Origin of the sequence: Protofrankia coriariae, assembly GCF_001017755.1 — a bacterium.
In the GTDB taxonomy this organism is placed as follows: Bacteria; Actinomycetota; Actinomycetes; order Frankiales; family Frankiaceae; genus Protofrankia; species Protofrankia coriariae.
Map to the genome: position 1 here is coordinate 47,583 of NZ_JWIO01000001.1, position 23,117 is coordinate 70,699.

A 23,117-nucleotide genomic window follows, 5' to 3' on the forward strand; every position below is an offset into this window, starting at 1 on the left:
GCAGTGTGGCGGCGAGCCCCGGCCCGGATGTCGGGCTGTTCGGGCCGTCCAGCATGACCTGGCGGGTACACAGCGATCCGAGCATGATCATCGCTGGTATCCGCGCGCTGCTCCTGCAGGGCGTGCATCCGCTGGCCATGGCCGGCGTCGCCCAGCATTCCGCCTACCGGGCCGACCCGTGGGGACGTCTGCTACGCACCGCCACCTACGTCGAAACGATCACCTACGGAACCACGGAACAGGCGCGGCACGCGGCCGAACGGGTACGTCGCGTGCACGCATGTATCCGTGGCATCGAGCCCACCAGCGGCCGGCCCTACCGGGCCGCCGATCCCGAACTGCTGCTGTGGGTGCACGCGAGCGAGGTCGAGTCCTTCCTCACGACAGCCCGTCGATGCGGGCTGCGCCTTACCGACAGCCAGGCCGACGCCTATTTCGCCGAGCAGGTGCGTGCCGCCGAGCTGATCGGCATCCCGGCGGAGGATGTCCCGGACAGTCGGGCCGCGGTTGCCCGCTATTTTGCCCGGATTCGCCCTCACCTGCGGGTGACCTCGCAATCCCACGAGATGATCTCGTTCATCCTGCGGCCGCCCATGCCCCGCTGGGTGTCGCGGACCACGCCCGCGCGCCCGGCGTGGTCCGCCCTGAGCGCGATCGCGGTCGGGATGCTGCCTGGTTGGGCCCGGCGGCTCTACGGCCTGCCCGACACGCCGCTGCTGGACGCCGCCGCCTGCCTGGGCGCACGGGCGACACGTACCGCGCTGCTCGCGCTGCCACGCCGGCTACGGCAGGTCCCCGGGTCGGGGGACGCTACGGCACGCCGCGCCAGGACGCGCCCTGCCAGGCCGGTGCCCGACGCCCGGATGATCCCCCGGGACGCTCCGCGGCGCCTCGTGATGACACCGCCACGCCAGCGGACGGAGGAGGACCCGCTGCCGCATCAGACCCGCCGCCTCCCAGCCCACCTGACGGTGGCACCAGGCCGGTGACCCCAGCCCGACAACACCGACAGTCCAGTCCCGACGACACCGTGAGCCAGCCTGGCGACACGGCGGGGAGGTGTCACGGGCAGCCGGATGTGGCCTACTCTTGCCGATCGTGGCTCAACTTCCCCGGGTAGCGGTGTTCGGTGCGGGTCCGGCCGCCGGTACGGCGCTGCGCGTGCTCATCGACTCCGGGCTGGACGCGCACCTGTTCGTGACACACGATCGCGCGACGCACGACGCGGACGGCCCGGCGGCGGTGCCCCCCTCGCCCACCGGAGGACCCGCCGGGGCCGACGGGGAGTCTCCCAGAACCGGTGGGGAGTTCCCGGACGAGCGGGGCTTCGCCGGGCGGTTCACAAGGCTCGACAGCGGCGGCTACGGGATTCACCCGCAGGACGACGGCCGCCGGCCGTTCGATGTCCGCGGCGGTGACCAGCCGGTGACTCGATGGGACGCCGTGGTCCTCCTCGGCGGAGTCGTCGGGCCTGTCGTCGGAAAGGCCGCCGCGTATCGGCTGAGCAGCCCGCCCGCCGTCCCATCGGCGTTGTTCGGCGGCGTTTTCAACCCGGACGCGGAAGGGGTGTACGGATGTGGCGTCCTGCCAGGCGGCGTGTCGCCGGGGTCGGGGCCGGGGCCGGCCGGCGGCACCGGGGCGATCAGTGTCACCGACGCCGTCCGGCTCGCTGAGGCGCAGGCCCGCTGGCTGGGCGAGTACCTGCGCGGCCGCTATCTGCTGCCGCCACGATCGGTGATGCTGGCCGCTACCGGCGCCGCCGGAGCATCGCGGTCACCAGTCGGCGACCTGCGCGGTCGGTGGTCGCGGCCACACCACCGTGGCGGCGTCGACGCCTACCTGCGGTGGCTGGCCGCCGAGGTGCGCCGGGGACGCGCCCGGGCCGCCGCCGGCCGGTATCCGCTGCCCGTCCCCTCCCTGCTCACGACGTGCTGATCCCGGGGCCCTCGGTCCCGCAAAAGCCCGCGGCGGAGCGCGGCGGCCGGGCATAGCCGCGTCCCCGCGGCCACCCGTGGGGCGGCACGGGGTGCGCGGGGCGCGGGCGCGCGGCGGGGCGTGTCAGGCGAGGGTGGCCAGCCGCTGGGCCGCCGCCCGCAGGGTGTCCAGCCGTTTCGGGAAGGCGAAACGTATGATGTGACGCCCGTACGCGGGTTCGTTGAAGAACGACGATCCGGGGACCGATGCCACCCCGACCGTCTTCAGTAGCCGGCGGGCGAAGGCCACGTCGTCCCCATCGGGGTCGAACGATCGCGTATCGCACATGACGTAGTACGCACCGTCAGGTGGCCGGAAGTGGAAGCCGGCCGCGGCGAGCGCGCCGCACAGCAGGTCACGGCGCTCGAGGTAGTCGGTGACGATGTTGTCGTAGTAGCTCGGCGACAGCGCCATGGCGGCGGCCCCGCCCGCCTGNGCCTGCAACGGCGCGGCGGCCCCGACGGTCAGGAAGTCGTGGACCTTGCGAATGGCGGCGGTGTAGGCCGGTGGGGCGATGGTCCAGCCGACCCGCCAGCCCGTCACCGCATAGGTCTTCGACAGGGCGTTGATGGTGACCGTGCGATCGGCGAGCCCCGGGACGGTGGCGGGCGGGATATGCCCGCCCGGGCCGAGATACTGGATGTGCTCGTAGATCTCGTCGGTGAGGACGAGCGCGTCGTGCCGCTGGCAGAGCTCGGCGATCAGCTCCAGCTCGGCGCGGGTGAACACCTTGCCGGTCGGGTTGTGCGGCGTGTTGATGACAACGGCCCGAACCCGGTCGGAGAAGGCGGCGCGCAGCTGCGCCTCGTCGATGCTCCAGTCGGGCCCGTGCAGCGGGACGAACCTGGGCCGCGCGCCGGAGAGGATCGCGTCCGGGCCGTAGTTCTCGTAGAAGGGCTCGAAGAGCAGCACCTCCTCGCCGGGGTCGACCAGCGCGAGCATGGTCGCGATCATCGCTTCGGTGGAACCGCAGGTCACGCAGATCTCGGTCTCCGGGTCCACCGTCCACCCCGGGTAGGTACGGGCGACCTTGGCGGCGATGGCGTGCCGGAAGGCCTTCGCGCCCCAGGTGATGGCGTACTGGTTGTCGTCCGCGTCGATGGCGGCCTTCGCCGCCTCCTTCAGTTCGGCCGGGCAGGGGAAGTCCGGGAAGCCCTGCGCGAGGTTGATGCCGTCGTGCGCCAGGCAGAGCCGGGTCATCTCCCGGATCACCGACTCGGTGAACGTCCCGGCCTTCGCCGACACTCGCAACGGGCCGCCCGCGGGCCGGGCCTGGCCGCCACCGGGCAGCCGGGCGTCCTGCAACATGATCGGCGACACGGCCTGCGACACGGCCGAGGGCGCGGTGTTCGGCTGGCCGGCACTCGCTCGCTCTGTCACGAAGCCATCATGGCCCAGCTCCCGCCGGCCTACCGGACAACGAGCAGGTCCCGGACGCTCCTCGGCTGAAACCGCCGGCGGAGCCGCGACCGGAAACAGAGGCCATTCACATGATCCATACGACAGCCCATGGGCAAGGATGTGAATCCGGTGCCGCTCTGACAGCACTGCATTCGCATCCTTCGGACACTTCGGAGGGGCCGCCCGAACAGAGGCGTGGCGGACGGCGGCGTTCAGGCGTTTCCACGGGTCACAGCCCTACCCGGACAAACACCAACCAAGATCCTCTGACGCTCCCCAGCCGGGCGCGGGGATACGGGCTGGCGCGGGGATACGGGGTTCAGCCGGGCGGCTCGGCGGCGGCGACGGCGTCCCAGGGGGCGCGGTCGGGGGCGGCGGCGCGGCCCTCGGGGCAGTGCCGCCGGTAGTCGCACCAGGAACACAACCGGCCCGGCTGCGGCGGGAACGCCGCGTCCGGCCCGGCGCCGCCGCGCAGCGCCTCGGCCGCCCGCTCGGCGTCGTCGGCCAGCGCCTCGGCCCGCCGCAGCTGACGTCCCAGCGACGCCTCGTCGTGCTCGGCGCTGGCCACGGTGCCGGTGGGCAGATGGTGCAGCTCCACCCGCCAGCAGGGACGGCGCAGGGTGCGGGAGACCGCCAGCGCATACAGCGCCAGCGCCGGGGAGACCCGGGCGTCGTCGTCGGTGGGCGGTCGGCGTCCCGTCTTGTAGTCGACGACGACGAGCTCGCCGTCCCGGTCGTCGAGCCGGTCGACCCGCCCGGACAGGGCCAGCCGGTCGGTGCGCGCGGCGACCTGGCGTTCCACCGCTCTGGGCTCGCGGGCCGGGTCGAGGGTGGCCACGTAGCGCCCGACCATCTCCGCGGCCCGTTCCCGCCAGGTCGTGGACTGCTCGGCGTCCCGCCAGCCGTCCACGATCCACAGCAGTCGGACGAGGTGGGCGGCGCGGGTCGGCGTGCGGCGGGCCAGCGGTTCGTCCCACCAGGCCCGCAGGGCGTTGTGCACGCTGGAACCAAGGGAGTTGTGCGCCCACGGCGGCCCCTTCACCGGCGCCGGCCGGTCGAGATACGCCATCCGGTAGCGGCGGGGACACTCCGCGAACGCGGACAGTTTCGACGGGGTGCACACGAACAGCCGCCGCGGCATGCCGTCCAACTGCAACTGGTCCACGAGGACGATCCTCCCATCCCTCCTGACACCGTCCCGGTGGCGTCCCGGCGCGGTTTCGGGGGTGCCCTTCCGGCATCCGCCGGACGTCCTGCTCGGCATCCGCCGGACGTCCCGTGCGGCATCCGTGTGGCGCCCGTATGACAGCGGCGTGACGTCCCGACCGCTTCTGGGCCGTGGGAGGTCACGGTGCGAGCCGGACGGACCGCTGGACGGTGGCAATCTCGGCTGGCATGCTGGTAGCCATGCCCGGTGGATCTCCTCTTTGCGCGCGCCGCGCGAGCAGATCGCCAGATCATTTTTACCAGGGACCGGGCACGGTCCCTGCACTGCCGCGTATCTGACGCGACACGCCGAGACTCAAGGCCCGGACTTTCCCCGGGCCTGTCCGGCTCCGGGACGGCCGGGTCCCGAATGAAAAGAGCCCAGATGACAAGCCACGCGCTTCCCGCCGCCACGCCGGCACCGGCGGTCTCCTCGATCGCGGACGGCCGGCAGGCCATAGACGAGATCGACACACAGCTTCGCGCGCTCGTCGGCGCCCGTCTGGAGATATCCCAGCAGATTCAGGCGCTGCGTTCCGCGGACGGCGGTCCGCGCATCCAGCACGAACGGGAAAACGAGATCATCACAGCCTGGTCGCGGGAGCTCGGGCCGCGCGGGGTCGAAATCGCCCTGTCCATTCTCACGCTGTGTCGAGGATCTCTCACCTAGCTCCTCGGCCCGCGGACGCTTCGGTCCGAGGACGCCAGCCGGATTCCCACCGTGAGGAACGATCCCGATTCTCCCGGTGATGTCTTCTTCCTCTGGTGACGTCTGGTGACGCCGTCCGGTCGGGTGTGCGGTTCACGGGCTCTGGAGCCGCCGGTCGGTGGAGCTGCCGCGTTCGGGCCGCCGATCCCATGATCCGGGGCCGCGGCGACGCCTGTCGCCGACGTCCTCACCTGTTCCCGCGTCCGTCCCCACCGACGATGTCCCCGCAGACGTCCCCACGGACGTCCCCACGGACGTCCCCAGGGATTCGGCCAGCAGCGCCCGCAGCTCCGCCCGCAACTCGGAGCGCAGATAGTCACGGGTGGCCAGTTCCCCGACCCGGATGCGGATCGCCGCTATCTCGCGGGCGAGGTACTCGGTGTCGTCGAGCTGGCGTGAGGTCTGCTCCCGGTCCTGCGCGAGGTTGGCCCGGTCCCGGTCGTCCTGCCGGTTCTGCGCCAGCAGGATCAACGGCGCGGCATACGCCGCCTGCAGGGACAGCGCCAGCGTCAGAAAGATGAACGGGTAGTTGTCGAACCGCAGGTCACGGGGCACGATGATGTTGTAGCCGATCCACAGCACCACCACGATGCTCTGCGCCACCAGAAAGCGCGCGGTCCCGATGAACCGGGCGATCCGCTCGGCGACCCGGCCGAAGGCGTCCGGTTCGTAGGGACGGCGGACCAGCGCCGACCGGCGGGACGGACTAGGTTGATCGAGCCTGCCCGTACGACGACGAAGCCTCATCGGATCCCCGCGCCCGAGCCGTCCGCGCCCGGGCCGTCCAGGCCTGAGGCGCCCGCGTCCCGGGCATCCACATCCGGAGTGTCCGCACCCGAAACGCCTGCCTTGCGGGTTCCCGTGCCCGGGATGTCCAGGGCTGGGGCGTCCGAGTTCGGGGCGTCCGAGTTCGGGGCGTCCGGGCCGAGGTCGTGCTCCCGCCAGCCGGCCGGCAACAGATGATCCAGTACGTCGTCGACGGTGACCACCCCCACCAACCGGGCGCCGTCGTCCAGCACCGGAACCGCAACCAGGTTGTACGACGCGAGGTGACGGGTCACCTCCTGCAGCGACGCCTCCGGCCGCAGCGGGGTGATGCCGACGTCGACGACACCGCTGACAAGCGCCCCGGGCGGTTCCCGCAGCAGCCGCTGGAAGTGGGCGAGCCCGAGGTAACGCCCGGTGGGCGTCTCGAACGGGGGGCGCACCACGTACACCTGCGCGGCCAGCGCCGGGGAGAGCTCCGGCGCCCGGATCCGCGCGATCGCCTCGGCCACGCTCGTGTTCGGGCCGACGATCACCGGCTCGCTGGTCATCATGCCTCCGGCGGTCCGGTCGGGGTAGACGAGCAGACGCCGGACCGGCGCGGCCTCCCACGGCGCCATCAGTCGTAGCAGCCGTTCGGCCTCCCCGGCGGGCAGGTCCCCCAGCAGGTCGGCGGCGTCGTCGGGGCCCATCGCCTCCAGGACGTCGGCGGCCCGCTCGTCGGCGAGCCCNCCGCTCGTCGGCGAGCCCGCCGAGCAACTCGACCTGTTCGTCCTCGGGCAGTTCCTCCAGGACGTCGGCGAGCCGTTCGTCGTCGAGGGCCGCGGTCACCTCGACGCGGCGTTTGTCGGAGAGGTCCCGCAGCAGCGCGGCAAGGTCCGCCGGCCGCAGTTTCTCGAACACCGCGAGCATGTTGGCCGCACCCTGATCCTCCTCCGGCAGGGCGAGCCCGGTGACCTCGGCCCAGGAGACCGTGCGGACCTCGCCACGGCGCCGCCGACCGATGCGTACCGCGACCTGGTCGACGACCCAGTCGCCGCCGCGGACCTGTTCGATCGCGGCGTCGACCACGGTGGCCGGGGCGCCGGTGGCGACCAGCGTCACCCGCCGGTCCAGCAGCTCACCGAGCACCAGCGTCTCACCGGGACGCTGGGAAAACCGGCGCCAGCTCAACCTGGCCGAGGACAGCACCACGGCACCCGACTCCACCCCCGTCACCCGACCGATCGGGACGAAGATCGGATGACGTTGCACCTCGACCGCGAACCCGAGGACGCGGGGCGGCTGGCTGCCGGGCCGCACCGTCACCACCACGTCTCGCAGCCGTCCGACCACGTCACCGTTGGGGTCGAGGACGAGCAGCCCCGCCAGCCGCCGGCAGAACATCCGCCCCGACGCCGCCGTCACGGCCGGCCACCCGTCATGACACCCGCCCCACCGAACACCTGGCGCGACGCCCGCCACAGCCAAATACCCGCCGTCACGGCCGACCACCGCAACGGTTGATGGTTCGGCCTCACGGCGCGAGGCTACCCTCATGCTCCGCTCCAGGCGCCGGAGCCTGCGAACGGAGCCGTGACATACGGAAGACGGGGCCGGGAACGCCGCTGACCACGTCACCGTTGCGTTCGCGCACTCGTCCGCTCCGCGCGGGGGCGACTGGCGCATGTCTGGGCGAGTACGCCACGGAGTCGAATGGTTCACGGGGCGCGCTGACGCGGGATGCGCCGACAGGCGCCGAGGACGTTGCCAGGCGGGTACTTCCCGCTCTGGGACGAGCCGGCGGGGCTGGTGGCGCATCACCCAGGAGCGAGACCCGGAGCTGCGACAACCCTGATCCGCAATACTCTCTGAAAGACTTTCTGAAAGTACTTTCTGCTACTCGAGGTTAAGATACGTTACTGACGAGACGAAGACGGTACTGGAGGCGGAGCGAGCATGAGCGAGCCCGAGCTACCGCGCGTTCTCCGTGACGTCGAGGAGATCGACGCAGATTCCGAGACCGAGAATATGATCCAGGAAGCGCTCGCGGACCTCGCGGCCGACCGGTCGGTGATCTGTGAAGGCGACGCCGCGTTCGACGCCCTCCTTGACTCTCTGTCCGCGAAGCCCTACCCACAGGCAAGCTGACTCGCTGCTTATCCACAGCGCCACAGCCTCACTCGTTGCATCGGAAGCGTCCCCTATCGTGGGATCTGTGCCCATATACGAGCCAATTGGCCGCTTCCTGTCCGAATACCGTCATCTCACTGCCGAGCAGTAGGCCGCTTTCCGCCGTGCCAGGGATCTGTTCATGCAGGGGCTCGCGGCCGACCGTGACTTCGACAAGCGTCTGCGGGTCAAACGCTTCAAAAAGATCCCTGGCGTCTGGGAGCTGACGTGGGCGCCGAACGGCCGGGCGTTGTGGCAGTACGGGGAGCCGATCCCCGGCAGGCCGGGTCCACACGTCATCTGGCTACGAATCATCTTCAAGGATCGATAGCGCTCACGGCGAGCTGCCCACCAGGGCCGTCACCCTGATCCCGAACCCTGGAGACGGATGCGGACGCGGTGGGCGGCGGTGCCGCTGACCGCGTTTGTGCCGGTGGCGGCCTGTGGGACGAGCTAAGACGAGCTAATAGGGCGCTCGGCGGGCCAGGTCGAGGGCGTAGTCCGGCCAGAACCTGCCGGCCGGCGGGNCGGGCCGCCGTTGCAGGTGCCGTCGGACTCGCCGGGGCCCTTCACCCACAGGAACGCGTCCGCGTGCTCGTCACCGGTCTGTGTGGTCGGACGGGCTCCCAGCGCCCGGCCCGGCGGATTGCACCACTGCTTGTCCGGGGCCGGGCCGTAGCCGTTGCGGCTGGTGTCGACGACGAAGTGGCCGCTGCCGCCGAGCTCGGCGACGATCCGGTTGCCGTAGGCCAGCAGGTCGGTGGTGGCGACGAAGTTCGCCGTGTTCAGGGCGAAGCCGCGCACGGCGGTGACGCCGGCAAGCCGTAGGCGTCCCGCCATCTCGGTGGCGTTGCGCCAGTCCGGCTGCCCCGCGTCGAGGTAGACGGTGGCCCCGTGCTGGGTCAGCAGCGTGCCCGCCTCACGGATGAGCGTGTAGCGCGTCTGCTGGTCGGCGGCGGGCAGGCAGTCCGCGCCGGCGATCGCGTCCGGCTCGAGTATCACCACGGCAGGGCCCGTGCCGACGCCGGCGGCGACCTCCGAGATCCACGCGCGGTACTCGTCCGGCGAGCCCGCCCCGCCGGCGGAGTAGCCGCCGCAGTCGCGGGCCGGTATGTGGTAGACGGCGAACACCGCGATCGCCTGGGCGGCCCGCGCACTGCCGACCCGCGCGGCGACCGTGGCGCGGACCTGCGCGGTGGGGAACCAGTCGCCGAGCCACAGCGCCTGCGGGGTATTCGCGATCTTGTCGAGCAGGGCCGCGTTCGCGGGGTCGCCGCCGCGCAGTCGGGCCGCGGCGGCGTCCGCCTGACTGTCGGGATCATCGTAGAAGCGGACGCCGGCCAGCGGGTTGCCGGCCGCCTCGCTGCCCGGGATGCCCGTGGCGTCCGGGCTGTCCGCGGCGACCGGGGACACCGGTGCCCGCAGCGTCCCCACGCCCCCGGACCGGTAGCCGGCCGTCAGAACACCGGCCGCGGCCACCGCGATCGTCGCCACCGCGGCCAGGTGCCGCCAGGCGGGCGTCCCCTGACGGATCCCACCGAGCGGCTCCTGGCGGACCTTGCGAAGAAACGAGAACACCACACCTCCGGAGGCACAACGGGCATGCCAGCACCCACAACATCAAGCCCCCTGGATGACTACCCTATGGGCCATACACCCGATATCGGACGATACGAACAGTGATCGTTGATACTGCGCAGTGATCCCGACACCGCTCCGCGGGCTGGTACCGAACGCGCTCGACCGGGCCGCACGGCCCGCTGGCCCCGGCCTTGGCCTTGGCCTTGGCCTTGGCCTTGGCCTTGGCGCGGGAGGGCAGCAGGCCGGGATGGCGCCGGGCAAGGAGCGAGCCACTGGCGTCGCTGGCGTCCGCCCCCGAATGCCGTGATACTTCTCATAAGTATGCGACGACCCGAACGTGATTTCCGGCAACCGGTGCGGAAATGGCACGGGTCGACCACGGTATGGCGAGAAAGGAAGCGGACACCATGGGCAGGATCGCGCAGACCGATGGTCTGACGGACGTCCAGGTCGACATTTTGTCGGCTGTGCGCACATTCGTCGACAAGGAGATTCTGCCATACGCCACGGAACTCGAGCACAAGGACGAGTTCCCGGAGGCGATCGTGGAGGCCATGAAGGAGATGGGGCTGTTCGGGATCACAATTCCCGAGGAGTACGGCGGGCTCGGCGAGTCACTGCTCACCTACGCCCTGGTCGTCGAGGAGATCGCCCGCGGCTGGATGAGCGTGTCGGGAGTCATCAACACACATTTCATAGTCGCCTACCTCCTCATCCAGCACGGCACCCCGGAACAGAAGCAGCGGCTCCTGCCGAAAATGGCCACCGGGGAGATCCGCGGCGCCTTCTCGATGAGTGAGCCCGGCTGTGGTTCGGACGTGTCCGCCATCACCACCCGGGCCACTCCCGACGGCGACGACTACGTGATCAACGGCCAGAAGATGTGGCTGACCAACGGTGCCCGCGCCGGCCTCGTCGCGACTCTCGTGAAGACCGACGAGGGCGCCGACTCCGTCTACCGGAACATGACGACGTTCCTGCTGGAGAAGGAACCCGGGTTCGGCACCCACGAGGGCATCACGATCCCTGGGAAGCTGGAGAAACTCGGCTACAAGGGGGTCGAGACCACCGAGATGGTGCTCGACAACCACCGGGTGCCGGCATCGTCGATCCTCGGTGGCCTCGACGGCCGCGGCAAAGGTTTCTACCAGATGATGGACGGCGTGGAGGTGGGCCGGGTCAATGTCGCGGCCCGCGCCTGCGGCATCATGATCCGGGCATTTGAACTGGCCATCTCCTACGCCCAGCAGCGCCGTACGTTCGGCCACCAGATCGCCGACCACCAGGCGATCGCCTTCAAGCTCGCGGAGATGGCGACCAAGGTGGAGGCCGGCCACCTGATGATGGTGAACGCGGCCCGCAAGAAGGACAGCGGCCAGCGCAACGACGTCGAGGCCGGCATGGCCAAGTACCTCGCCAGCGAATACTGTTTCGAGGTGACGACCGAGTCGTTCCGCATTCACGGCGGATACGGCTACTCGAAGGAGTACGAGATCGAGCGGCTCTTCCGGGAGGCGCCGTTCATGCTCATCGGCGAGGGTACGTCCGAGGTACAGAAGCGGATCATCAGCCGCGCGCTGCTGCGGGACTACAAACTGCAGCAGTAGGCCGCCGGGCCGCCGCGGGGCGCATCACCGCGAAAAACTCGCGGAACCGGCGGGGCCACGAAGCCCGCGGAGTCACAGAAGACTGCGGAAAACTTCCCGTGGGAGCTCGTGAAACATCCACGAACTCCCACGGGAAAACGCCACGGGACACACCGTGACACGGCTTTAATTTTTCTGCCGGGTGCTGCCGGGTCAGGGCTGAGGGCTGCTACCAGCCCCGGCCCTGACGACAGCCGGCCCGTAACACGGCCGGAGCCGTCACCCCACGGCTCCCCGCTCCACGGATCGTCGCTCTACAGATACTGCTTGGACGGGCCGACCATCGCGCGCACGGTCTTGCCGTCGTGGAACTCGCCGATGGCGGTCATCGTCCAGTTCGGGCCGCCGGGCTGGCGAGCCACCTTGCACATGACGAGCCCGGTCTGCGGTTTCGACTCGGACAGGTCGAACCGGACGAGTTCGGCCCCGGTGAAGTCGTCGATCAGCCGGCAGAAGGCGTTGCGGACCTCGGTGAAGCGCTGCCCCTGGAAGCTGTTCACGGTGAAGACCAGGGCTTCGACGTTCGGCGGGAGCGCGGCCAGGTCGACGAAGATGGTCTCGTCGTCGCCCTCACCGGCACCGGTGAGGTTGTCGCCGGAGTGGCGGACCGCGCCGCGGGCGCCCTTCTTGGACATGAACCACACCTTGTCCACGTCCTTGCCCCGGCCGTCGAAGAGGATGCAGGAGGCGTCCAGGTCGATCTGGCGCCCGCTGTACGCCGGATCCCAGCCAAGGCCCATCCGCACCCGGGTCAGCGGCGGGGCGCCGGTTTTGACCAGCGAGACGCTCTGGCCCTTGCGCAGGGAGACCCGGCCCTTGTCCAGGTTCACCGGCGCCCCGCCCCCACCGCCGGCCGACGCGGACGGCGGCGCACCCCAGCCCTGCTGTGCGGCCGGGGGCTGGGGCTGGCCACCGCCCCAGCCGCCACCCTGCGGCGGCGCCTGCTGCTGGCCCTGCGGTGCGCCCCAGTAGTGCTGCTGCCCAGCGGGCTGCGCCGGTGCCGGCGGCCCCCAGGGCCCCGGGGACTGCTGCGGCTGCCCCCACGGCTGGGTCGGCTGCGGCGGCTGGGCCGGCGGCGGTGCGGACGGTGGCGCGCCCCAGCCGCCCCCCGCCCCGGCGGGCTGCCCTGACGGCGCCCCCCACTGGGGCTGGCCGCCCGCGGGCTGCCCCGCCGGGGCTCCCCACTGCTGCCCCGGCGGCGGGGTGACGATCTGGGTGGGCGGGTCGACCGGCGGGGCACCCGGATCGTCCACCGTGATCCCGAAGTCGGTGGCGATACCTGCGAGGCCGGAGGCATACCCCTGCCCCACGGCGCGCACTTTCCACGCCCCCTGGCGCCGGTAGAGCTCCACGAGTATCAGCGCGCTTTCGACGGTCAGCTCGACCGGGTCGAAGCGGGCGATCTCCTCACCCCGGGCGGCCCGGACGACGACCCGCAGCCCGCTGACGGCCGCGAAGGTCTGCGGGCCGGAGCCGTCCAGGCTGCCGGTGACGACCATCTTGTCGATGTCGGACGGTACCTGCGTCAGCGTGAACTCGAGCGCGGACGGCGGGAGCAGCCGTACCCCCGGCCCGGTGGGCTGGTTGAAGAACACGAAGTCGGCGTCGGAGCGGACCTTGCCATTCGCGGTCACCAGCAGCGCGGCGATGTCCAACGGCGTGGACGAACTGATCTCCACCCGTACGTCGGTAGTGGACAACGGTGCGTTCGCGCCCTTGCTCAGCACCTGCGCCATGGTGGCCTCCGCATCTGCCCTGTCGCCTGTTACCCGTCGCCTGTCGGCATGTCGCTGATCGGCATGTTGTTCGACGTCCGCGGGCGTGACTCCCGCGAGGCCATCGTGACGGATACCGGCTTCCAGCCGACAACCGGCACCCGGCGACCGCCCGTTCCCCATGACGACAGACGCGTCCGACCGGGTAACGACCCGACCCTGATCCACGGTTCCACCGGATCCGCCTCCGGAAACCCAATTCTCCGGACGCCGTCCAGGCCTGGAACGTCGCCCCCGGGGCTGGCGCCGGCCAGAGCCGGGATCCGCCACGGTGGGCCGCCCGACCCCGGCCGGCGGGGAAGAAACCGGCGGGAAGAAGAGCGAAGCGAAGAAGAAGAAAAGATCGGCCGGCGACGGCGATTCCGTTGGCGTCAGCCAGCATCCGTCGATGTCCGTTGGCGACGGCCCGGTCGGCGACCGCGCTTCAGCTCAGCCGGTGACGGCGATGTCGGCGAGGTTTTTGACGACCGGGACGCAGATCCGTTCGACCCAGGCGTCCACCGCCTCACCGCCGGGCGGGACGACGATCACGGTGTCGATACCGAGGCGCGCGTACCGCTCGGCCTCGGCGAGGAAGGCGCCGGTGTCCTCCCGGGCCAGCGCGTCGCCGTTGTAGATGATCGTCTTGCCGATCTCCGCGTAGTCGCGGCCGACCGCGTCGCAGTGCGCCTTCAGCACGTCGAGCTTGTGCGCCACCACGTCCGCCGAAGGAGCGAACAGGTTGCAGGCGTCGCCGTAGGTCGCCACCAGGCGCAGCGTCTTGCGCTCCCCGCTGCCCCCGATCAGGATCGGCACGCGGGGCCGGCTGATCGGCGCCGGCACGCACAGCGTCTCGGCAAGCTGGTAGTGCCGGCCGGTGAAGGGGCCGTTGTCCTCGCTCCACATCTGCCGGCAGATCCGCAGCGTCTCCTCCAGCCGCTCGAACCGCTCGGCGACCGGCGGGAACGGCACCCCCAGCCCATGGTGCTCGCGGTCGTACCAGGCGGCGCCGATGCCGAGCTCCGCGCGTCCGCCCGACAGCACGTCCAGGGTGGCTATGATCTTCGCGAGCAGCCCGGGGTGACGGTAGGTCACGCCCGTGACCAGCAGGCCGAGCCGCAGCCTGGACGTGTGGGCGGCGAGGAACCCCAGGGTGGTGTAGCCCTCCAACATCGGCTCGTCGGCCGGGAACATCTCCTCCATCTGGAAGTAGTGGTCCATCACGCTGAGACGGGCCACGCCCGCGTCGTCGGCGACCCGGGCGGCACGTCCCAGGACCGGCCCGATCGTCTCCGCCCCGCCCGGCCAGGTGAACCGGACCACGTGTACGCCAAGCAGCATCGCCAACTCCTCACGTCCCGGTCGTACCAGGGCTCCTCGTCGAGAGGGCCGCGGGCGACACGATCACACTCTTCCCGTGCCGGCTTTCCACGCTGGCCTTCCGCGCCGGTCCGGTGCGGCCCCGCCAGGCCCGGATCATCGGATCACCACCAGGCGCGCTCCGGCCGGCGTCGTCCCGCCCCGTCATCGCCGCGGTCGTCGCCGTCGTCCCTGCTGTCGTCCCCATCCTGACGGACGTCAGCGGACATGGCCACGCTGGGACGAGCCGGAGCGCCCTGGACCCGAGCCCCGTGGCCGTCGGGACACCGGGCGGATGCCCCATGCCCACCACCACGTCGCTGCCCCGCCACCGTGCCGTCACCGCACCGCGACGATTTACCACGATCCGCCGTCGGACCGTGGCCATCCGCCGATCGCGGATCGGGTACGGCCGTGAATCGGGCAGGTGCCCGGCCGACCTGGAAGGATCGGGCCCGGGTGGGTTCGCGACGGCGGATCCCGTGCCGCGGCGGGGAGCGCCAGGGAGAGCGAGGAGAAGCGCATCATGCAGTTCGGCCGCTACTACGAGGAGTTCGAGGTCGGCGCGGTCTACAAGCACTGGCCGGGCAAGACGGTCACCGAATACGACGACCACCTGTTCTGCCTGCTGACCATGAACCACCATCCGCTGCACCTGGACGCGCACTACGCCGAGGAGACCACCCAGTTCAAACGGAACGTCGTCGTCGGCAACTACGTGTACTCGCTGCTGCTCGGCATGTCCGTTCCGGATGTCTCCGGCAAGGCCATCGCCAACCTCGAGGTCGAATCCCTCCGGCATGTGAAGCCGGTCTTCCACGGCGACACCATCTACGGCGAGTCCGAGGTGCTGGGCAAGGTCGAGTCGAAGAGCAAGGACGACCGGGGCATCGTGCAGGTCGAGACCCGCGGCTACAACCAGGACGGCACCCTGGTCTGCATCTACCGCCGCAAGGTGATGGTGCCCAAGCGTTCCTACGGCGAGGCCCGCGGCGGCGAGCAGCCCGGCCGCCCCGTCCCCAACGGCACCTGACACCTCCTTCCGCCGCCACCTCCTTCCGCCCTGTACGCCGGCATGGCGCCTACGCGGTCGTGATGCCCCAGGTGGCGAGGATGTCCAGCAGGCCTTCGGTGAGGGCGGTGGCCCGCAGGTCGGCGCACCAGCGGACGTCCGCGGCGTCGTCCCCGGCCCGCAGGATCCCGCCGCCGATGTCGCACACGTAGTCGGCGATGTCGTAGACGGCTCCGTCCGGCCCTGGCCGCGTGACCCGCCCGACCAGCCGCCCGACGGTCACCTCCAGGCCGGTCTCCTCGCGGACCTCCCGGACGAGCGCGGCGCTGTCGCTCTCCCCGTGTTCGACCCGCCCGCCCGGCAGCGACCACAGCCCCCGGCCGGGCTCCCTGGCCCGCTGGACGAGCAGCAGCGCGCCGGCGGCATTCATGATGATCGCCCCGACGCACGGGACTCTTCGCGCGGTCTGCTCCAGCGGCACCCGATTTCCCGTCGTCCGGCGAGTCCGATCGTCCCGACCGGCATGGACCGGTCATCGTGACCCGGTGTCATACCAGCCAGCTGTTCCTGTATCCACAATGCCGGCGGACGGCGGTGCTGGGCAAGCTCATCCCCCGACCAGTTCACCGGCCCGTCCACCGGCTCATCCGTCAACTCGTCTGTCGCACCGGTGCCCGCGTCGGCCCCGCATCAGTATCGTCGCAGGTCAGAACACACCGTGGATCTTGGTTGACGAGTTTCACAGGGCGCTCCCGGTAAACCGCCGGTAGGCCGACCGTTGGAGGCGAAGTGACCGCGGCTGTCGGCCGACCCCCCGTGGCACGCAACGAGCACATGACCTTCCGCGCCAACATGGGTGTCGGCCGGCACGGATGGCTGCGGCTCACCCCGGCCTACGGGGTGCGCCTCGTCCGGGAGAGCATTTCGCGCCTGCCGGCGGGCTCGGTCGTCACGGACCCTTTCTCCGGGACGGGCACCACTCCGCTCGCCGCCGCCGAACTCGGCCATTACGGGCAGAGCGTCGACGTCAACCCTTTTCTCGTCTGGCTCGGCCGGACCAAGGTCCGGCACTACCCGCGTGAAACACTGCTGGCCGCCGTCGACGCCACACACGAAGTCGTCAGGACGGCCACCCGGACTGATCGTGACGCCGTCCTGTGGCAACCCGACATCTTCAACATAGAACGGTGGTGGACGCCCGGGACGCTGCAGGCGCTGAAAGCGCTGCGGGCGGCGATAGACACGCACGAGGGGGCGGTTCGCGACCTTCTCGAGATCGCGCTGTGCCGGGCGCTCATCGCCCGGAGCAACGCCGCGTTCAACCACCAGTCCATGTCCTTCCGGACGCCGTTCGAGGAGTCCGCCGGAGCATCCCCGAAGGATGTCGGTGACGGCACTCCGGCACTGTTCGACCAGGCCGCGGCGAAAGCCACGATCTCGGCGTTCGCGCTGGAGATGGACGCGGTGCTCCGGTCCGCCGCGTTCGACCTGCCGGGCTCCGCCGCAATCCACCAGGGCGACTCCCGGACGAGAATCGACCAGCTGAGGGAAGCGGACCTGATCCTCACCAGCCCGCCCTACGTCAACCGTATGTCGTATGTCCGGGAACTACGCCCCTACATGTACTGGCTGCGCTTCCTGAACCTCGCCGGTGACGCCGGGGAGCTCGACTGGCGGGCCATCGGTGGGACGTGGGGCACCGCGACGTCGAAGCTGAACGGCTGGCGCCCCGAGGTCGACACCCCCGTGGACGACGCCATGGCCGCTGTATGCGCGAGAATCGCGGCGGACGGCGGGAAGAACGGCCCGCTGCTCGCGACCTACGTCCACAGGTACCACCACGACATGTGGCTGCACTTCCAGGCCGTCACACCGGCCGTGAAACGGGGCGGCGCGGTCTCCTACATCGTGGGGAACTCGACCTTCTACGGCCACGAGGTCCCCGCCCACACCTGGTATGCCACCATGCTGCGTACCCTCGCCTACACGGACGTCGAGATCAGCACAATCCGCAAACGAAACTCGAACAAATCCCTCTACGAATACAACGTGAGCGCCCGCCGCCCATAAACCCACCATATTCCGCGCCCCATGCTCGGGCCGACAAAGACAGCCACAACACCAGTCCTCTGCCGCACGCACTCCAGTTTCTATATCCTCATGATCGAATTTGGATCAGTGAGCTCAACGGGCGTGTCCGGCTGGTTTCCACTGAAGGTTTCTATGCCCTCATGATCGGGCTGGGGTTAGTGAGGGCACCCCCTTCGGGAGTGCCGCCGAGCTGGGATGATGCTATCCGGTTGCGAGGAGGTACCACAAACGATCTCAGCAGAGATCGAAATCTGACTACCTCTGTAGATCGACATCTGTCCTGAGCTGCGCGAACGGGCTCGTCGATGATCATAGCCAAAACAGGGTTCGACAAAACGATCTGTACCGGCCCCCAGCGTTCCCCACCAGCTCGCCGTGACCCGTCGGCTCGGCGGGCTGGCGGACGCCGGGGAGCCGCGGGACGCGGAGGACGGCGGCGCATGAGTGACATCGGCGAGGTCATAGCCGTCGCGCGACGCGCGCATGGCCTCACCCAGGAGCAGGTGGCAAAAGACGCCGGCATCACACAGGCGGCGCTTTCCCGCTACGAGAACGGCCTGCGCGAGCCGGAACCCGACGTCATGCCGGCGCTCGCCCGCGCCCTGGGCGTCACCGAGGATTTTCTGCGTAGTTCGGGCCGGGCCCGTGGCGCGATGGCCGTCGACACGCACATGCGCCACCGAAAAACAACCAAAGCCACCTCCTGGCGCGCGCTCGAAGCAAGACCGAACATGTACCGTATGCACACGAGAAGGCTGTTCGAGGAAGTCGACCTGCAGGCGGAACAGCGGATTCCGACTTTCGATCCGATGGAGGTCGACGCGGCGGGAGCGGCCCGCCTGGTACGGATGCAGTGGCGGATGCCCATCGGCCCGGTATGTTCCCTTGTCCGCTGGCTCGAGGCCGCCGGCTGCGTTGTGGTCGAGGAGGATTTCGGCACCTCCCGCGTCGACGGCCTGTCACAGTGGATAGACGAGCACCCGATCATAATGGTCAACCTGCGGGTGCCGACGGACCGCAAACGGCTCACCCTGGCACATGAGCTCGGCCATCTCTGCCTGCATTCGGCGGAAGTATCCGAGGACATGGAGAGCGAAGCGAACTCCTTTGCCGCCGAGTTCCTGATGCCGGCGGAGGTGATCGCTCCCCAGCTCCGCCGGATAACCCTCGGGAAGCTGCACGACCTCAAAAGGGAATAGGCGGTGTCGATGCAGGCGCTCATCGAATGTGCCTACGACACGAAGCTTCTCACCGCCACCCAGCGCACGAATCTGTACAAGAGCATGAGCGCTCGTGGCTGGCGAGTTCAGGAGCCCCTGAGCGATCTTCTTCCTCCCGAGCACCCGAACCTCACGCACAGCATCGGCGACGCGCTGATCGCCAGAGGCCTGACCCCCGAAGAGATCGCGGAACTGGTCGGTGTGGCCGGCCCGGAACATCCGCACCCGTTCCGCCCGTCAAAAAGCCATCTGAGCATCGTCTGACAATTTTCCGCACCTGCCCGACCGGGCCGAGAACACACCGTTCGCAACCACCCGACCGGGCATGATCGGCGCGACTTTGTCGCCGTGCACGCTTTTCAGCCCCGCAGGCGTACACAACAACAAACTCGCGCCGATCTTCCCCAACGCCCGGCATCCCAACCGGATGCACGAATCCGCGGCTCTCCCGAACGTCAGTGCGGGCCAACGGAGGTTACCGTGAGCTACCACAGCGGCGCTCAGAAGAATTTGGGAGAGCGGTCGATCCGGGCGTCCGCCGTTCGACGTACGGGTGAGGAGGGGGGAAGGCCCCCGCCATCCCGATCGAGGAGTCGCAGTGCCACGGTATCTGACGTTGATCCGTATCAACGAGCGGGAGATCTCCCCGGAGGACATCGGCCCCGAAGTCCAGCAGCGCATGGGCGCGCTGCTGGAGGAGATGACCAGAGCGGGGGTGCTGCTGGACACGGCCGGGCTCACTCCGACCTCCGAGAGCACCCGGATCACCTGGTCCGACGGCAAGTTCAGCTACACCGACGGCCCGTTCACCGAGAGCAAGGAGGTGGTCGGCGGTTACAGCATCCTCCAGGTCAAGGACACGGCCGAGGCTCTCGAGTGGACCAGGCGCTTCCTACAGATCCACCCGGAGCACATCACCGTCACCGTCGAGGTCCGCGAGATCGCCACGGCGTGACCTGGCCGCGCTTGCCCCGCCACGGCCCGCCTGGTCTGATGGGTGGCTGTGACGGCGGCAGGCGCGACCGAAGCGGTCGAAACGGTCGAAACGGTCGAAACGGCGTTCCGGATCGAGTACGCGCGGATCGTCGCCGGCGTCACCCGCATCGTGCGGGACGTGGGCATCGCGCAGGAACTGGCGCAGGATGCGCTGGTCGCCGCGCTGGAGCAGTGGCCGGAGTCAGGTGTCCCGGACAGGCCGGGCGCCTGGCTCATGGCCACCGCCCGGCACCGGGCAGTCGATCTCGTGCGCCGCAGGGAGACGTACGCTCGCAAGCTGGCCGAGGTCGGCCGGGTGCTGGAGAACGTGCCGCCGCCCGATATGACGGACCCCGATGACATCGACGACGACCTGCTGCGACTGATCTTCACCGCCTGTCACCCTGTGCTGTCGACGCAGGCCCGGATCGCGCTCGCCCTGCGGTTGCTGTGCGGGCTGACGACCGAGGAGATCGCTCGCGCGTTTCTCGCCTCGGAGGCGACGGTCGCCCAGCGCATCGTCCGCGCGAAGCGGGCGCTTGCCAGGGCCGGGGTTCTCTTCGAGGTCCCGTACGGCCCTGACCGGGCGGCCCGTCTCTCGTCGGTTCTGGAAGTCATCTACCTGGTGTTCAACGAGGGCTACTCGGCGACGGCCGGCGACGACCTGGTGCGTCCGGGCCTGTGCGAGGATGCGCTCCGCCTCGCCCGCGTCCTGGCCGTCCTGATGCCCACGGAGCCCGAGGTCCAGGGGCTGGTCGCGCTCCTGGAGTTCCAGGCGTCCCGCCTGCCGGCCCGCATCGGCCCCGGCGGCGAGCCTGTCCTGCTCGCGGAGCAGGACCGCACCCGCTGGAACCGGATGCTGATCCACCGCGGTGTCGAGGCCCTGCACCGCGCGGGCCTGGGCCCCTATTCTCTCCAGGCCGCGATCGCCGCATGCCACGCTCAGGCGATCCGCTACGAGGACACGGACTGGGCGATGATCGTCAAGCTGTACGGGCGGTTGACGGCGCTGACCGCATCCCCGGTGGTGGAGTTGAACCGCGCGGTCGCCATCTCGATGTCGCAGGGCCCCGCGGCCGGCCTGAAGGTGGTGAACACCCTCGTGGACGAACCAGCCCTGAGGTCCTACCACCTGCTTCCCAGCGTCCGGGGAGATCTGCTCGAACGCCTGGGGCGGGTCGAGGAGGCACGAGCGGAATTCGCACGGGCCGCATCCCTGACCCGCAACGTCCGCGAGCGGAACCTGCTCCTACAAAGAGCAACAAAACTGTCCGACGCCCCCTGAACGCTCAACCAGCACCACCAGACCACACCAACCGGCAAGCGCCCCCGGATATACCGCGACACGAATCCTGCCGACGCCGCGACCAGCCTGATCAGCCACAACCCGAAAAATGACGCTCCCACACCCTAATGATCGGGCTGGGGTTAGTGAGGGGTGACAACCTCACGGGACAGGGCGAGGGCGACGACGTTTCAATGCCCTCATGATCGGGCTGGGGTTAGCGAGGCACCCCCTTTGGGAATCCTGCTGAGCTGGGACGATGGTACCCGGTTGCGAGGACCTGCCACAAACAATCTTTTTAAAGATCGACAATTGGTCGGCATTATAGATCGACATGTGTTCTGAGCTGCGCAAACGAAGACGTCGAGGATCATGACAAAAACAGGGGTCGGTGAAATGATCTGTACATACGGCTCCACCTCGCCCCTCGCCAGCCTGTCACGAACCGGCGGCTGAGGAGCGGCTTGGGCCTTCTGCGGCGGCGGAGCATCGGTCAGGTCGATGAGAACCCCTGGCCGGGGTGCGGGGGCGAGGAGGTGCGGGGTCAGGGGGCGGTTCTGAGGAATGCGGCGATGGTGCGGTAGGCCAGGGTCTCGTCGAGGTGGAGGTGTTCGGGCGGGCGCCTTCTGGTCTCCAGGTCGATGGTGGCGTTCGCTGGGCCTATCGTCGCCTCGAAAACGTGGTAGAGCAGCTGGCAGCGGCCGTCCGAATCCTGGTGGACGCGGATCCACAGCGGTGACGCCCGCCGCAGTTCGTCCGCCCCCCGCCTGATTTTGGCCTCGGCGTCCTTGCCGAAGACGACGGGCAGGCCGAACGAGCCGATCGCGAAGCCCCGGCCGTTCGGGTGGTGCCCTTTCAGGGTCGGGACGACGGCGTCGACGTATTCCTGGGTGACCCATCGTTTGTAGGCGTTGAACCCCGGCCCGCGGTCCACCGGCGCGCGGAACTCGCGCAGTCTGAATCCGGCCTGGTGGAGGAGCTGTGGCCAGGTCCCGGTCTGTTCCGACAGGCGGACGTGCCAGCGCGCCCAGGTCGGCGCGGAGGGCCACGCCCCGCTCGTGCCCAGTGGCCGCGGGCCGCTCCGGGACGGGACCCGGCGGTTGTGACGCGCGGCGACGATCTCGTGCAGGCGCAGGATCGCGGGGTGCTCGCGGGTGGGCGGCGCGTCCACGCTCTCGCCGATCACGGCGCACAGCTGCTCGAGCCCGGTGAGAGCGACCCCGCCGAAGCCGCGGCGGACCCGCGCGCCGAGCCCGCCGAAAGTCGCCAGTGCCCACAGCGAGATCCCGGTGACCTCGCGTACGTAGGCGGCGAAGTCCGGATCATCGCGTATGTCGACCCGCACGGCGAACGCCCCGGTCGCGCCGGCGGGGATGTGGTGGGAGCGGGCCAGCTCCGGATGATCCCGGTTCTCGCTCGCGGACGGCGGTTTGAACAACCCCTGGCCGAGCAGGTAGCCGATGCCGTGGGTGCGGCGTTCACCGACGGGTTGCAGCCGGAGCCAGCGAGGCGACAGTAGCTCCTGCCTGGACGGCGCCGGGTCGAGCACCGGCGGCCTGACCAGGCGCAGAGCGACCGGGGACGGCCCACCGCGGGCCTCGCCGCCACCGCTCCCACTGCCATTTCCACTACCATCGGCACCGTTGGCGGTGCCGAACACCTGTGATTCGGCACGGGCCAGCGCACCGTAATCATCACCGAAGACGGGCGCGGCGAGGGCGCGGAACCAGAACCGCGCCGCCCCCCGAATCCCCGGCATCCGCAGCTCGGAGCGCGCGTTCGGGCCCGGGGCGAGGAACATCGGGGTCGTGACCGTCACTCCGACGCGGATCCAGGGTGTCGGTGCCATCAGCGGGCCCGTCCTCTCCAGGGCAGATGGGTGAGCGGGTAGGTGACCGGACGGTCGTCCCAGAGCATCTGGAGCAGGACGCCGGCGGCGAGCCCCACCGAGGCGGCGAGTGTGAGTGGCACGGCGGGGCCGCCGGCCA

21 protein-coding genes and 1 pseudogene are annotated in these 23,117 nt (G+C 69.9%); 13 read left to right on the top strand and 9 right to left on the bottom strand.

From position 1 onward, the window contains the following. Positions 1-83 precede the first annotated feature (83 nt). On the top strand, positions 84-989 hold the full coding sequence (locus FrCorBMG51_RS00195) for an oxygenase MpaB family protein (protein WP_200902288.1): 906 nt from the start codon (positions 84-86) through the stop codon (positions 987-989). Positions 990-1,122: 133 nt separating this feature from the next. After that, the gene (locus FrCorBMG51_RS00200; RefSeq protein WP_047221143.1) at positions 1,123-1,935 is read left to right on the top strand and encodes a hypothetical protein; all 813 of its coding nucleotides are present in this window, start codon (positions 1,123-1,125) and stop codon (positions 1,933-1,935) included. A 123-nt stretch (positions 1,936-2,058) separates the two neighbouring features. Here FrCorBMG51_RS00200 and FrCorBMG51_RS00205 read toward each other — a convergent pair whose 3' ends face one another. Continuing rightward, positions 2,059-3,282 carry a pyridoxal phosphate-dependent aminotransferase gene (locus FrCorBMG51_RS00205; protein WP_047221260.1) on the bottom strand — a complete coding sequence of 408 codons (1,224 nt, stop codon included), beginning with the start codon at positions 3,280-3,282 and terminating at the stop codon, positions 2,059-2,061. A 412-nt stretch (positions 3,283-3,694) separates the two neighbouring features. Continuing rightward, positions 3,695-4,540 (bottom strand): RecB family exonuclease, encoded by an 846-nt coding sequence (locus FrCorBMG51_RS00210; protein ID WP_047221144.1) that lies wholly within the window; start codon positions 4,538-4,540, stop codon positions 3,695-3,697. A 426-nt stretch (positions 4,541-4,966) separates the two neighbouring features. Between FrCorBMG51_RS00210 and FrCorBMG51_RS00215 the strand changes: the two genes are divergently transcribed. After that, positions 4,967-5,251, top strand: coding sequence for a chorismate mutase (locus FrCorBMG51_RS00215; RefSeq protein ID WP_052914179.1), 285 nt, complete (start codon positions 4,967-4,969; stop codon positions 5,249-5,251). Positions 5,252-5,383: 132 nt separating this feature from the next. Here FrCorBMG51_RS00215 and FrCorBMG51_RS00220 read toward each other — a convergent pair whose 3' ends face one another. Then, positions 5,384-6,037: a DUF1003 domain-containing protein gene (locus tag FrCorBMG51_RS00220; protein ID WP_047221146.1), complete on the bottom strand. Its 654-nt coding sequence runs from the start codon at positions 6,035-6,037 to the stop codon at positions 5,384-5,386. Continuing rightward, positions 6,034-7,390 (bottom strand): annotated as a pseudogene (locus FrCorBMG51_RS00225) (magnesium transporter MgtE N-terminal domain-containing protein). Before FrCorBMG51_RS00225 ends, FrCorBMG51_RS00220 begins: the two are co-directional and overlap by 4 nt. On the opposite strand from FrCorBMG51_RS00225, the gene FrCorBMG51_RS30205 reads away from it, so the two are divergent. The 3 genes from FrCorBMG51_RS30205 to FrCorBMG51_RS00235 all read left to right on the top strand — a co-directional run bounded on the left by FrCorBMG51_RS30205 (position 7,298) and on the right by FrCorBMG51_RS00235 (position 8,537). Next, positions 7,298-7,561, top strand: coding sequence for a hypothetical protein (locus FrCorBMG51_RS30205; RefSeq protein WP_235433218.1), 264 nt, complete (start codon positions 7,298-7,300; stop codon positions 7,559-7,561). The pseudogene FrCorBMG51_RS00225 and the gene FrCorBMG51_RS30205 sit on opposite strands and share 93 nt — an antisense overlap. 432 nt (positions 7,562-7,993) lie before the next feature. Then, complete coding sequence (locus FrCorBMG51_RS00230) at positions 7,994-8,185, top strand: hypothetical protein (protein WP_047221147.1); 192 nt, start codon at positions 7,994-7,996, stop codon at positions 8,183-8,185. A gap of 163 nt (positions 8,186-8,348) precedes the next feature. After that, on the top strand, positions 8,349-8,537 hold the full coding sequence (locus FrCorBMG51_RS00235) for a hypothetical protein (protein WP_047221148.1): 189 nt from the start codon (positions 8,349-8,351) through the stop codon (positions 8,535-8,537). Between the two features lie 122 nt (positions 8,538-8,659). Here FrCorBMG51_RS00235 and FrCorBMG51_RS00240 read toward each other — a convergent pair whose 3' ends face one another. Then, positions 8,660-9,787, bottom strand: coding sequence for a glycoside hydrolase family 6 protein (locus tag FrCorBMG51_RS00240; RefSeq protein ID WP_476742076.1), 1,128 nt, complete (start codon positions 9,785-9,787; stop codon positions 8,660-8,662). A 407-nt stretch (positions 9,788-10,194) separates the two neighbouring features. Between FrCorBMG51_RS00240 and FrCorBMG51_RS00245 the strand changes: the two genes are divergently transcribed. Then, a complete protein-coding gene (locus FrCorBMG51_RS00245) occupies positions 10,195-11,394 on the top strand; it encodes an acyl-CoA dehydrogenase family protein (RefSeq protein WP_047221261.1) in 1,200 nt (399 codons plus the stop codon). A 293-nt stretch (positions 11,395-11,687) separates the two neighbouring features. On the opposite strand, the gene FrCorBMG51_RS00250 is transcribed toward FrCorBMG51_RS00245, so the two are convergent. Continuing rightward, positions 11,688-13,169, bottom strand: coding sequence for a TerD family protein (locus FrCorBMG51_RS00250; protein ID WP_047221149.1), 1,482 nt, complete (start codon positions 13,167-13,169; stop codon positions 11,688-11,690). A 468-nt stretch (positions 13,170-13,637) separates the two neighbouring features. Continuing rightward, on the bottom strand, positions 13,638-14,528 hold the full coding sequence (locus FrCorBMG51_RS00255; RefSeq protein ID WP_047221150.1) for an LLM class F420-dependent oxidoreductase: 891 nt from the start codon (positions 14,526-14,528) through the stop codon (positions 13,638-13,640). A gap of 544 nt (positions 14,529-15,072) precedes the next feature. Here FrCorBMG51_RS00255 and FrCorBMG51_RS00260 point away from each other — a divergent pair. Continuing rightward, positions 15,073-15,579, top strand: a complete 507-nt coding sequence (locus tag FrCorBMG51_RS00260; protein ID WP_013872364.1) for a MaoC family dehydratase — start codon at positions 15,073-15,075, stop codon at positions 15,577-15,579. Between the two features lie 49 nt (positions 15,580-15,628). Here the strand turns inward: FrCorBMG51_RS00260 and FrCorBMG51_RS00265 are convergent, their stop codons facing one another. Continuing rightward, a complete protein-coding gene (locus tag FrCorBMG51_RS00265; RefSeq protein WP_200902289.1) occupies positions 15,629-16,039 on the bottom strand; it encodes an NUDIX hydrolase in 411 nt (136 codons plus the stop codon). Between the two features lie 308 nt (positions 16,040-16,347). Between FrCorBMG51_RS00265 and FrCorBMG51_RS00270 the strand changes: the two genes are divergently transcribed. From FrCorBMG51_RS00270 to FrCorBMG51_RS00285, 5 genes are all read left to right on the top strand, one after another. Then, entirely contained in the window at positions 16,348-17,628 is a 1,281-nt protein-coding gene (locus FrCorBMG51_RS00270; RefSeq protein WP_083730732.1) for a TRM11 family methyltransferase, read from the top strand. 461 nt (positions 17,629-18,089) lie between these two features. Further along, positions 18,090-18,848, top strand: coding sequence for a helix-turn-helix domain-containing protein (locus FrCorBMG51_RS00275; protein WP_200902290.1), 759 nt, complete (start codon positions 18,090-18,092; stop codon positions 18,846-18,848). 3 nt (positions 18,849-18,851) lie between these two features. Next, positions 18,852-19,133 (top strand): hypothetical protein, encoded by a 282-nt coding sequence (locus tag FrCorBMG51_RS29185; RefSeq protein WP_200902291.1) that lies wholly within the window; start codon positions 18,852-18,854, stop codon positions 19,131-19,133. A gap of 334 nt (positions 19,134-19,467) precedes the next feature. Next, positions 19,468-19,824 carry a YciI family protein gene (locus FrCorBMG51_RS00280; protein WP_047221152.1) on the top strand — a complete coding sequence of 119 codons (357 nt, stop codon included), beginning with the start codon at positions 19,468-19,470 and terminating at the stop codon, positions 19,822-19,824. Between the two features lie 42 nt (positions 19,825-19,866). Next, positions 19,867-21,129 (top strand): RNA polymerase sigma factor, encoded by a 1,263-nt coding sequence (locus FrCorBMG51_RS00285; protein WP_086055158.1) that lies wholly within the window; start codon positions 19,867-19,869, stop codon positions 21,127-21,129. A 544-nt stretch (positions 21,130-21,673) separates the two neighbouring features. Here the strand turns inward: FrCorBMG51_RS00285 and FrCorBMG51_RS28900 are convergent. After that, positions 21,674-22,888: an RAMP superfamily CRISPR-associated protein gene (locus FrCorBMG51_RS28900; RefSeq protein WP_162233147.1), complete on the bottom strand. Its 1,215-nt coding sequence runs from the start codon at positions 22,886-22,888 to the stop codon at positions 21,674-21,676. Positions 22,889-23,117: the final 229 nt, after the last annotated feature.

What these genes read in the sequence shown, in the direction of transcription:
- FrCorBMG51_RS00255 (WP_047221150.1), bottom strand. Translation starts at nt 14,528, where the DNA reads ATGCTGCTTGGCGTACACGTGGTCCGGTTCACCTGGCCGGGCGGGGCG.
- FrCorBMG51_RS00250 (WP_047221149.1), bottom strand. Translation starts at nt 13,169, where the DNA reads ATGGCGCAGGTGCTGAGCAAGGGCGCGAACGCACCGTTGTCCACTACC.
- FrCorBMG51_RS00195 (WP_200902288.1), top strand. Translation starts at nt 84, where the DNA reads ATGATCATCGCTGGTATCCGCGCGCTGCTCCTGCAGGGCGTGCATCCG.
- FrCorBMG51_RS00275 (WP_200902290.1), top strand. Translation starts at nt 18,090, where the DNA reads ATGAGTGACATCGGCGAGGTCATAGCCGTCGCGCGACGCGCGCATGGC.
- FrCorBMG51_RS00235 (WP_047221148.1), top strand. Translation starts at nt 8,349, where the DNA reads ATGCAGGGGCTCGCGGCCGACCGTGACTTCGACAAGCGTCTGCGGGTC.
- FrCorBMG51_RS00260 (WP_013872364.1), top strand. Translation starts at nt 15,073, where the DNA reads ATGCAGTTCGGCCGCTACTACGAGGAGTTCGAGGTCGGCGCGGTCTAC.
- FrCorBMG51_RS00245 (WP_047221261.1), top strand. Translation starts at nt 10,195, where the DNA reads ATGGGCAGGATCGCGCAGACCGATGGTCTGACGGACGTCCAGGTCGAC.
- FrCorBMG51_RS28900 (WP_162233147.1), bottom strand. Translation starts at nt 22,888, where the DNA reads ATGCCGGGGATTCGGGGGGCGGCGCGGTTCTGGTTCCGCGCCCTCGCC.
- FrCorBMG51_RS00215 (WP_052914179.1), top strand. Translation starts at nt 4,967, where the DNA reads ATGACAAGCCACGCGCTTCCCGCCGCCACGCCGGCACCGGCGGTCTCC.
- FrCorBMG51_RS00220 (WP_047221146.1), bottom strand. Translation starts at nt 6,037, where the DNA reads ATGAGGCTTCGTCGTCGTACGGGCAGGCTCGATCAACCTAGTCCGTCC.
- FrCorBMG51_RS30205 (WP_235433218.1), top strand. Translation starts at nt 7,298, where the DNA reads ATGACGTTGCACCTCGACCGCGAACCCGAGGACGCGGGGCGGCTGGCT.
- FrCorBMG51_RS00230 (WP_047221147.1), top strand. Translation starts at nt 7,994, where the DNA reads ATGAGCGAGCCCGAGCTACCGCGCGTTCTCCGTGACGTCGAGGAGATC.